Origin of the sequence: Sphingorhabdus sp. EL138 (genome assembly GCF_945882965.1) — a bacterium.
GTDB lineage: Bacteria > Pseudomonadota > Alphaproteobacteria > Sphingomonadales > Sphingomonadaceae > Sphingorhabdus_B.
On the sequence record NZ_CAMCWY010000035.1, the window covers coordinates 1 to 7,384 of the forward strand.

The window sequence follows — 7,384 nt, forward strand, 5'->3', positions numbered from 1 at the left end:
GTCAGGTCGTAAAAACGAACGCCACATTTCGGGCAAGTGCGCTTGGTTCCCCATTCAGCCTTGATCATGGCGGGCTTAAATCCTTTTAAACTGGCTTGGAAAGGCAACGCACATCTGTGAATCACCGTCAATTGGCGCGGCCTTTGCCACAGCGACGCGCCGCTGTCAAAAATTACTGTGGTCGTTGACTTGAACGCGCATCATCCGCAAAGCGCAAAACATCATGCACAACGCAGTTCCCAGACCCGGCAGTTTCCAGCCCAGCGGCCCGTTACGCGGCACGCTTAAGGTTCCTGGCGACAAATCCATTTCCCACCGCGCGCTTATGTTGAGCGCGCTTGCGGTGGGTGAAAGCAAAATTACAGGCTTGCTGGAAGGCGAAGACGTGCTCGCCACCGCTGCGGCCATGCGGGCAATGGGCGCGGATATAGAACGTACCGGTGCAGGCGATTGGACCGTCAACGGCGTGGGCGTGGGCGGGCTGATGCAGCCATCTGGCGCACTCGACATGGGCAATAGCGGGACCTCGACACGGCTATTGATGGGGCTGGTCGCCAGCCACCGGTTGACCGCGACCTTCATAGGCGATGCCAGCCTGTCCAAACGCCCGATGGGCCGCGTGATTGATCCGCTCAGCCAAATGGGCGCCGAGTTTACGGCAAGCCCCGGCGGGATGCTGCCGTTGATGGTGCGCGGATTGGTGCCTGCCATACCGATCAGCTACCGTCTGCCGGTCGCCTCTGCGCAAGTTAAAAGCGCCGTCTTGCTGGCCGGGTTGAACATCGCTGGCATCACTGAAGTGATCGAGCCTGTGCCCACCCGCGACCATAGCGAACGGATGCTGCGCGGTTTTGGCGCGGTTTTGAAGGTCGATGTTGATGCCGATGGCGTGCGCCATATCCGCCTGATGGGCGAAGCAGAGTTACAGCCGCAGCAAATTGATGTTCCCGGTGATCCGTCCTCCGCAGCTTTTTTCATTGTTGCAGCCCTCATTACGCCGGGCAGCGAAGTCACCGTCACCCATGTTGGCATGAACCCGACGCGCACAGGCATTTACAAGATGTTGGAGGCGATGGGCGCTGACCTCAGATATTCCAACGCGCGCGAAGTTGGCGGCGAGCCCGTTGCAGACATCACCGCGCGGCATTCTGTCCTGCGCGGTATCGACGTGCCACCGGATGTTGCGCCAAGCATGATTGACGAATTTCCGGTGTTCTTCGTCGCCGCTAGCATGGCGCAGGGCCGAACAACGACCAGCGGCCTCGACGAACTGCGCGTGAAGGAATCCGACCGCCTCGCGCTCATGGCGACGGGCTTGAAAGCGATTGGCGCACGGGTTGAAGAACGCGAAGACGGCCTTGTCATCAACGGCAGCGGAGGAGAACCATTAGAAGGCGGCGCGACGGTAACAAGCGCGCTCGACCACCGCATCGCCATGAGCTTCGCTGTGGCGGGCCAGCATTGTTATCATGCGGTAACGGTGGATGACGTGTCGCCCATAGCGACGAGTTTTCCGACATTTGAAACCATCTTACATAATCTGCAGGTTCAACATTGACCGATTATGTATCGCCCTTCGCCGCTGACCTTATCGGCTTCGCAGGTAGTTTTTTCATCGTGGCGGCGTTTGCGTACAGCAACCTTGCAGCGCAGATGAACGCATTATGGTTCAACGTCGCAAACTTCCTTGGTGCAGCATTGCTGACCATTTCGTTGACGGTGAATTTCAATTTGCCGACGATGGTATTGGAATTTGTCTGGATGGCGATTGCCGTGTTCGGCATTATGAAGGCGCTGATGAAGCGCCGTATCGATATAGGCACGGCCGAATGATTATCGCCGTTGACGGGCCAACTGCCTCTGGCAAAGGCACGTTGGCGAAGGCACTCGCCGCGCATTTTGGGTTGCCATTTTTGGATACCGGCCTGCTGTACCGGGCGGTCGGTCGATACGTGCAATTGCATCATGGCAACGCCGACGATGCCGCGGACGCTTTGGCGGGATGCGGGTTCCCGGACAGCTTGCTTGATGACCCCAGCTTGCGGAACGAAGAAGTTGGCGGATTAGCAAGCCGTGTCTCCATCCACCCCGCAGTGCGCGCGGCGCTCAACAAGCGGCAGGTGGATTTTGCCAATCAACCCGGCGGTGCGTTGCTCGACGGGCGCGATATCGGGACAGTGATCGCGCCACATGCAGACGTGAAGCTGTTCGTCACCGCGCCCGCAGAGGTACGCGCACGGCGCCGATATGCAGAAATGCAGCGGCAAGGTAACGATGTCGCATTTGCCGATATCCTCAGCGACATTCAGGCACGGGATGCACGCGACACGGGCCGCGCCGATGCGCCGTTAAAACCGGCGGAAGACGCGCTATTGCTTGATACCGGCGATTTGACTATAGGCGACGCCGTTCAAGCTGCGATCGCTTTGGTGGAGTCTCGACTTCGCAAGAGCTAAGCAGCCGGCGTGTATCGATAGAACACACCGTAACCCTGAATTTTATTCAGGGTCCATTTCGCCTCGCTGACCCTTGGTCTAAGTTGATGGATGGATGCTGAAACAAGTTCAGCATGACGTGGTAATTTGGTTCGATATGCACCGTTTTTGGACGCTTTGCTGCTATTCGGGCATCAGGGCAACTCTGGTCAAAGACCGTCGGAACCAACCGACTGGCCGGACAAAATGTACGTAAGGACACTCTAACCTATGGCAACTTCGCCAAACCCGACCCGCGACGATTTCGCAGCACTTCTCGACGAATCACTTGGTGGCGCAGACGGTGGCTTTGAAGGCCGCGTCGTAAAAGGCACCGTAACCGCAATCGATAATGACCATGCTGTCATCGATGTGGGTCTCAAATCCGAAGGCCGTGTGGCGCTGCGTGAATTCGCTATGCCCGGCCAAAAAGTCGACCTGAAGGTTGGCGACGAAGTCGAAGTCTTCGTTGACCGCGTAGAAAATATGAACGGTGAAGCCATGCTCAGCCGCGATCGCGCCCGTCGCGAAGCCGCTTGGGATGTGCTTGAAGGCGAATTCGATGCTGGCAACCGCGTTGACGGCGTTATCTTTGGCCGTGTGAAGGGTGGTTTCACCGTTGATTTGGGCGGCGCAGTGGCATTCTTGCCCGGCAGCCAGGTTGACGTCCGTCCCGTGCGCGACGTTGCGCCATTGATGGACATCGCCCAGCCATTCGTCATCCTCAAGATGGACCGCAAGCGTGGCAACATCGTTGTTTCGCGTCGCGCGATTTTGGAAGAAACACGCGCAGAACAGCGCACTGGCCTCATCCAGAACCTCGCCGAAGGTCAAATCATCGACGGCGTTGTCAAGAACATCACCGATTATGGTGCGTTTGTCGATCTGGGCGGGATCGATGGCCTGCTGCACGTCACCGACATCAGCTACAAGCGCATCAACCACCCAAGCGAAGTCATCAACATTGGTGACACCGTTAAGGTCCAGATCGTCCGTATCAACAAGGACACACAGCGCATCAGCCTTGGCATGAAGCAGTTGGAAAGCGATCCTTGGGATGCCGCGGTTGCCAAATATCCCGTCGGCACCAAGTTGAAGGGTTCGGTCACGAACATCACCGAATATGGTGCGTTCATCGAACTCGAAGCCGGTATCGAAGGTCTGGTCCACGTTTCGGAAATGTCATGGACAAAAAAGAACGTGCACCCAGGCAAAATCGTTTCGACTTCACAAGAAGTCGACGTTGTCGTTCTCGAAATCGACATGGAAAAACGCCGCATTTCGCTTGGCCTCAAGCAAGCGCACGACAATCCATGGGCATCGTTTGCTGACAAGTTCCCGGTTGGCTCGACCGTTGAAGGCGAAGTCAAGAATGCGACCGAATTTGGTCTCTTCATTGGTCTCGACGGCGACGTTGACGGCATGGTCCACATGTCCGACATCGCATGGGGCATCACCGGCGAAGAAGCCCTGCACCTTCACCGCAAGGGCGAAACCGTTAAGGCAATCGTTCTTGACATCGACGCCGAGAAAGAGCGCATTTCGCTTGGCATCAAGCAGCTTGAAAAGGGTGCCCCGTCGGCAGCCGGCGCTGCTTCGGTAAGCGGCCTGAAGAAGGGTGGCACCACCACTGTGACCGTTCTTGAAGTACGCGATGGCGGCCTTGAAGTGCAGGCAGGCGAAGATGGCGCAACTGGCTTCATCAAGCGCGCCGATCTTGGCCGTGACCGTGACGAGCAACGTCCGGACCGCTTCCAAGTTGGTCAGAAGTTTGATGCCATGGTTACAGGTTTCGACCGCTCGAAAAAGCCGAACTTTTCGGTCAAGGCGCTTCAGCTGGCCGAAGAAAAGCAAGCCGTTGAGCAATATGGTTCGTCCGATTCCGGCGCATCGCTTGGCGACATCTTGGGTGAAGCACTCAAGGGCGTGAAGAAGTAAGCTTCGGCTAAAGCTAGCATCCAAAACGACGTATTAGAAACCCGCTCCTTCAACGAGGAGCGGGTTTTTTGGTAGCTTTGGCACGAACCGGTTGAAAGACCGTTGTAATGATAAAAAATTTCTGTCAGCGTATCGACATTATTGTAAAGTATTGTAAAATTACCTTTGAGAAGCGCACTGCGCCGCATTTAGATAACCATAAGAGAGGAACATAATATGATCCGTTCCGAGTTGATCAAAAAGCTTGAAGCCGAGAATCTGGAGCTCAAAACAGAGGAAGTCGAAAAGATCGTCGATCTGTTTTTTAACCAAATCATTCAACGCCTTGCAGATGGTGGGCGTGTGGAATTGCGCGGCTTTGGTGCTTTTTCTACCCGCGACCGCAGCCCACGCAAGGGGCGCAACCCACGCACTGGTGCATCGGTCGAAGTGCCATCAAAGCGCGTACCTTATTTCAAACCAGGCAAAGAAGTCCGCGAAAGCCTCAACAAATAACTTGTTGGTGCAAAGGCACTTGACCCTGCGGGCGTAATGCTGTCTGCGCAGGGCTAAGCGGATGTGGCGGAATGGTAGACGCTACAGACTTAAAATCTGTTGTCCGTAAGGGCGTGCGGGTTCGAGTCCCGCCATCCGCACCATTCGGCCCTAGGGACCGTTTGAGTTAACTGATCATGCATGCAAGGCAAGCCCCACATTTCGGCTCAATTGCGTGGGGGTTGTCGTCGGTAGCTTAGCGCCTCGGCAATGTGAATACGGCAGACGTCAGTGGCGTTAGCCAAATCGGCGATGGTGCGGGCAACGTGCAATATGCGTGTGTAGCCGCGCGCCGATAGGCGCATCGCCTCTGCCGCTTGGGCCAGTAACTTCTGCCCCGCTGAGTCCGGGGTGCCAAATTCTGCCAGTATATCGCCATCAAGATCAGCATTGGTACGCAAGCCAGTGGCTTGAAGTCTTTTGCTTTGTAGGAAACGCGCGGCCTGCACCTTTGCGGCCACCTCAGCCGAACCTTCGGCGGGGGGCGGAAGGACCAAATCTGCGGCGCGGACGGCCTGCACTTCGACATGCAGATCAATCCGGTCAAGCAATGGCACCGATATCTTCGCCTGATAGTCCGCCGCGCAACGCGGTGCCAGGCTACATGCCAAAGCGGCGTCGCCAAGATGCCCGCAGCGGCAAGGGTTCATCGCAGCGACCAATTGGACATTGGCGGGGAAGGTCACATGGCTGTTGGCCCGTGCGACGCTGACTTCGCCGGTTTCCAAAGGCTGTCGCAAACTGTCGAGCACGCCGCGTTGGAATTCGGGTAGTTCGTCGAGGAACAGAACACCAAGATGCGCAAGGCTCACTTCGCCCGGGCGCAATCAGGCGTTCTGCGGACTTAGAAATCGACCTGTTCATAATGCTTGGGTGGCGCGATGACTTCCATCCGTTCGGACAGAAGGGGCCGAAAACTGGGCCGCGATTTAAACATGGCGTACCAAGCCTTCGTCTGCTCATGCCCATTCCAATCGATGCCGCCAAGATAGTCGGCTACTGAAATCTGCGCCGCTGCAGCTAGGTCAGCCATCGTCATTGTTGAACCCGCCAGCCACGCGCGGTGGTCGATAAGATAGTCGATATAATCGAGATGGCCGTTCGCCAACTTCATCGCCTCGCGCAGGACTTTGGCTTCGGGCGGTTGACGATCAATCAGTCGCTTCTTCATACGTTCATGCAAAAGCGGTTGCGTGACATCGCCATAAAATTGTTCGTCGAACCAAGACACGAGGCGGCGGATTTCGGCGCGATATTGCGCGGTGCCGCTGATCATCGGGTTGGTTGGGACGGTTTCGTCAATATATTCCGAAATCGCCACCGAATCAGACAACGTAATATTACGCTCCGGATCGCGCATGACGGGCGTTCGTCCCGCTGGGTTCATTTGTACAAATTGGTCGCGCTGCTCCCACGGATTTTCACGCACCAAGCTGTATGGCACGCCTTTTTCGCCAAGCAGCAGACGCACTTTGCGCGAAAAGGGACAGAGCGGATATTGATGGAGTTGCCACATGTGCATCTGTTAGGACCGGTTGCACAGAAAGTGAAGGGGGCGTCGTCCCAAAAGCAAACGCGTTAAGGTCAGGACCCTAATCGGAATTACCATTTTCACCAGGCTCACGCTTGGCTTCCTTTGCCATTTCACGATCGATTTTTGCTTCAGCCGCTTTCACTTTGCGCGCGGTTTCCGCATATTGCGTGTTAAAATCCTGCTGACACCCCGCCGCCAGCAAGGAAGATATGGTCACAGTGAGCACACACAGGAACCGGCGCATCAATAATCCTTTTTATACCGAACATTGACGTTCGATGTTCCGCTGGTGCCAATCTGGCTAAGCACAGAAAGCGCGCGGGTCAGGCTGACTTCAAATTGCGTTGCGGTGTAACCGCGCGCGTCAGTTACGATTTCGACATAGACGTCGTTGGTAATATACTGGCCGAATGCAACCGCCGTTTCGCGCCCGCTATTCGCATCTGCATTCAACAGGCGCAAGCGGTCAAGACCCGTCGCCGATTGCAGCACACCCAGCGGATTTAGCCCGCCCGACCCGCCGCGCAAGCTGTTGAGTGACCCTGCAAGCTGGACCGCCTGAATGGCAGACAATTCGGCGATGTGTAGGACTGTACGGACTCGCGGGACATCTTTCATATTGCCGATAGGCAAGCAGAAGGATGGAACCGATGACCAAGGAAGAACGAGATATTCAGCGCAAGCTAAAGGTGCTGCGCCATGCTGAGAAGATCGGTGATGTAGGCAAAACATGCCGATACTTCGGCATTGGCAGGTCAAGCTTCTACCGCTGGAAAGCCTCATTCGAGCGGAACGGCGAAGCCGGGCTGATCAATGCAAAGCCCATTCCAAAGAACCCTGCTAACCAGACGCCACCCGAGATCGTGGAGAAGGTCCTTTACCTGCGCAGCAAATATCATCTCGG

Annotated in this window: 9 protein-coding genes, 1 tRNA gene and 2 pseudogenes; 7 read left to right on the forward strand and 5 right to left on the reverse strand. The window is 56.1% G+C overall.

The features are described from left to right. Positions 1 to 68, reverse strand: a 68-nt coding sequence (locus Q0N43_RS11335) for an FYDLN acid domain-containing protein (RefSeq protein WP_295446445.1), incomplete at its 3' end; no start/stop codon positions are given. A gap of 155 nt (positions 69 to 223) precedes the next feature. Here Q0N43_RS11335 and aroA point away from each other — a divergent pair. The 6 genes from aroA to Q0N43_RS11365 all read left to right on the forward strand — a co-directional run bounded on the left by aroA (position 224) and on the right by Q0N43_RS11365 (position 5,050). Beyond that, positions 224 to 1,558, forward strand: coding sequence for a 3-phosphoshikimate 1-carboxyvinyltransferase (gene aroA, locus Q0N43_RS11340; protein WP_295446429.1), 1,335 nt, complete (start codon positions 224 to 226; stop codon positions 1,556 to 1,558). After that, on the forward strand, positions 1,555 to 1,833 hold the full coding sequence (locus Q0N43_RS11345; protein ID WP_295446431.1) for a hypothetical protein: 279 nt from the start codon (positions 1,555 to 1,557) through the stop codon (positions 1,831 to 1,833). Before aroA ends, Q0N43_RS11345 begins: the two co-directional genes overlap by 4 nt. Further along, the gene (locus Q0N43_RS11350; RefSeq protein ID WP_295446433.1) at positions 1,830 to 2,456 is read left to right on the forward strand and encodes a d(CMP) kinase; all 627 of its coding nucleotides are present in this window, start codon (positions 1,830 to 1,832) and stop codon (positions 2,454 to 2,456) included. The genes Q0N43_RS11345 and Q0N43_RS11350 overlap by 4 nt, the downstream gene beginning before the upstream one ends. Positions 2,457 to 2,705: 249 nt before the next feature. Beyond that, on the forward strand, positions 2,706 to 4,412 hold the full coding sequence (rpsA, locus tag Q0N43_RS11355) for a 30S ribosomal protein S1 (protein WP_295446435.1): 1,707 nt from the start codon (positions 2,706 to 2,708) through the stop codon (positions 4,410 to 4,412). Between the two features lie 216 nt (positions 4,413 to 4,628). After that, positions 4,629 to 4,907, forward strand: coding sequence for an integration host factor subunit beta (locus Q0N43_RS11360; protein ID WP_295446437.1), 279 nt, complete (start codon positions 4,629 to 4,631; stop codon positions 4,905 to 4,907). 57 nt (positions 4,908 to 4,964) lie between these two features. Then, positions 4,965 to 5,050: transfer RNA gene (locus Q0N43_RS11365), tRNA-Leu, on the forward strand. A gap of 63 nt (positions 5,051 to 5,113) precedes the next feature. On the opposite strand, the pseudogene Q0N43_RS11370 reads toward Q0N43_RS11365, so the two are convergent. The 4 genes and pseudogenes from Q0N43_RS11370 to Q0N43_RS11385 form a co-directional block, all read right to left on the reverse strand. Then, a pseudogene (locus Q0N43_RS11370) lies at positions 5,114 to 5,773 on the reverse strand (ATP-binding protein); the annotation flags it as partial. Positions 5,774 to 5,790: 17 nt separating this feature from the next. After that, positions 5,791 to 6,462 (reverse strand): glutathione S-transferase family protein, encoded by a 672-nt coding sequence (locus tag Q0N43_RS11375; RefSeq protein WP_295446439.1) that lies wholly within the window; start codon positions 6,460 to 6,462, stop codon positions 5,791 to 5,793. A 76-nt stretch (positions 6,463 to 6,538) separates the two neighbouring features. Further along, the gene (locus Q0N43_RS11380) at positions 6,539 to 6,724 is read right to left on the reverse strand and encodes a hypothetical protein (protein WP_295446441.1); all 186 of its coding nucleotides are present in this window, start codon (positions 6,722 to 6,724) and stop codon (positions 6,539 to 6,541) included. Beyond that, positions 6,724 to 7,053 (reverse strand): annotated as a pseudogene (locus Q0N43_RS11385) (translocation/assembly module TamB domain-containing protein); the annotation flags it as partial. The pseudogene Q0N43_RS11385 and the gene Q0N43_RS11380, both read right to left, overlap by 1 nt. 77 nt (positions 7,054 to 7,130) lie before the next feature. On the opposite strand from Q0N43_RS11385, the gene Q0N43_RS11390 reads away from it, so the two are divergent. Further along, on the forward strand, positions 7,131 to 7,384 hold a 254-nt coding region (locus Q0N43_RS11390), incomplete at its 3' end, for a helix-turn-helix domain-containing protein (RefSeq protein ID WP_295446443.1).

Coding starts and splice junctions, on each gene's coding strand:
- aroA (WP_295446429.1), top strand. CDS start 224: ATGCACAACGCAGTTCCCAGACCCGGCAGTTTCCAGCCCAGCGGCCCG.
- Q0N43_RS11350 (WP_295446433.1), top strand. CDS start 1,830: ATGATTATCGCCGTTGACGGGCCAACTGCCTCTGGCAAAGGCACGTTG.
- rpsA (WP_295446435.1), top strand. CDS start 2,706: ATGGCAACTTCGCCAAACCCGACCCGCGACGATTTCGCAGCACTTCTC.
- Q0N43_RS11360 (WP_295446437.1), top strand. CDS start 4,629: ATGATCCGTTCCGAGTTGATCAAAAAGCTTGAAGCCGAGAATCTGGAG.
- Q0N43_RS11375 (WP_295446439.1), bottom strand. CDS start 6,462: ATGTGGCAACTCCATCAATATCCGCTCTGTCCCTTTTCGCGCAAAGTG.
- Q0N43_RS11380 (WP_295446441.1), bottom strand. CDS start 6,724: ATGCGCCGGTTCCTGTGTGTGCTCACTGTGACCATATCTTCCTTGCTG.